1 rRNA gene is annotated in these 1,846 nt (G+C 56.8%); it reads right to left on the bottom strand.

Annotation, left to right across the window (positions count from 1 at the left end):
* Positions 1 to 21 precede the first annotated feature (21 nt).
* Positions 22 to 1,846, bottom strand: a 23S ribosomal RNA gene (locus tag ACZ6B1_RS34175); the annotation flags it as partial.

Below are 1,846 nucleotides of genomic sequence, written 5' to 3'. Positions count from 1 at the left end.
ACACAGTGGACGCGAGCAACTGAGGACAAGCCCTCGGCCTATTAGTACCGGTCACCTCCACCAGTTACCTGGCTTCCAGATCCGGCCTATCAACCCAGTCGTCTACTGGGAGCCTTACCCCATCAAGTGGGTGGGAGTCCTCATCTCGAAGCAGGCTTCCCGCTTAGATGCTTTCAGCGGTTATCCCTCCCGAACGTAGCCAACCAGCCATGCCCTTGGCAGAACAACTGGCACACCAGAGGTTCGTCCGTCCCGGTCCTCTCGTACTAGGGACAGCCCTTCTCAAGACTCCTACGCGCACAGCGGATAGGGACCGAACTGTCTCACGACGTTCTAAACCCAGCTCGCGTACCGCTTTAATGGGCGAACAGCCCAACCCTTGGGACCGACTCCAGCCCCAGGATGCGACGAGCCGACATCGAGGTGCCAAACCATCCCGTCGATATGGACTCTTGGGGAAGATCAGCCTGTTATCCCCGGGGTACCTTTTATCCGTTGAGCGACGGCGCTTCCACAAGCCACCGCCGGATCACTAGTCCCGACTTTCGTCCCTGCTCGACCCGTCGGTCTCACAGTCAAGCTCCCTTGTGCACTTACACTCAACACCTGATTGCCAACCAGGCTGAGGGAACCTTTGGGCGCCTCCGTTACTCTTTAGGAGGCAACCGCCCCAGTTAAACTACCCATCAGACACTGTCCCTGATCCGGATCACGGACCCAGGTTAGACATCCAGCACGACCAGACTGGTATTTCAACGACGACTCCACCCACACTGGCGTGTGGACTTCAAAGTCTCCCAGCTATCCTACACAAGCCGAACCGAACACCAATATCAAACTGTAGTAAAGGTCCCGGGGTCTTTCCGTCCTGCTGCGCGAAACGAGCATCTTTACTCGTAGTGCAATTTCACCGGGCCTATGGTTGAGACAGTCGAGAAGTCGTTACGCCATTCGTGCAGGTCGGAACTTACCCGACAAGGAATTTCGCTACCTTAGGATGGTTATAGTTACCACCGCCGTTTACTGGCGCTTAAGTTCTCAGCTTCGCCCTGACGAATCAGAGCTAACCGGTCCCCTTAACGTTCCAGCACCGGGCAGGCGTCAGTCCGTATACATCGCCTTACGGCTTCGCACGGACCTGTGTTTTTAGTAAACAGTCGCTTCTCGCTGGTCTCTGCGGCCACCCCCAGCTCACGGAGTAAATCCGATCACCGAGTGTGGCCCCCCTTCTCCCGAAGTTACGGGGGCATTTTGCCGAGTTCCTTAACCATAGTTCACCCGAACGCCTCGGTATTCTCTACCTGACCACCTGAGTCGGTTTAGGGTACGGGCCGCCATGAAACTCGCTAGAGGCTTTTCTCGACAGCATAGGATCATCCACTTCGCCACAATCGGCTCGGCATCAGGTCTCAGACACAAGAGCGGCGGATTTGCCTACCACTCGTCCTACACCCTTACCCCGGGACAACCACCGCCCGGGATGGACTACCTTCCTGCGTCACCCCATCACTCACCTACTAACCGCTTGGTTCGGCGGCTCCACCACTCCCCTCAACTCCGAAGAGATCAGGGCGGCTTCACGGCCTTAGCATCACGATGCTCGATGTTTGACGCTTCACAGCGGGTACCGGAATATCAACCGGTTATCCATCGACTACGCCTGTCGGCCTCGCCTTAGGTCCCGACTTACCCTGGGCAGATCAGCTTGACCCAGGAACCCTTAGTCAATCGGCGCAAACGTTTCTCACGTTTGTATCGCTACTCATGCCTGCATTCTCACTCGTCAACCGTCCACGACTACCTTCCAGTGCCGCTTCACCCGGCAGACGACGCTCCCCTACCCATC

This window comes from Streptomyces sp. NPDC041129 (genome assembly GCF_055592265.1).
Note: the sequence above shows the minus strand (reverse complement) of the source record. Positions and strands in the feature narration are given on the sequence as shown.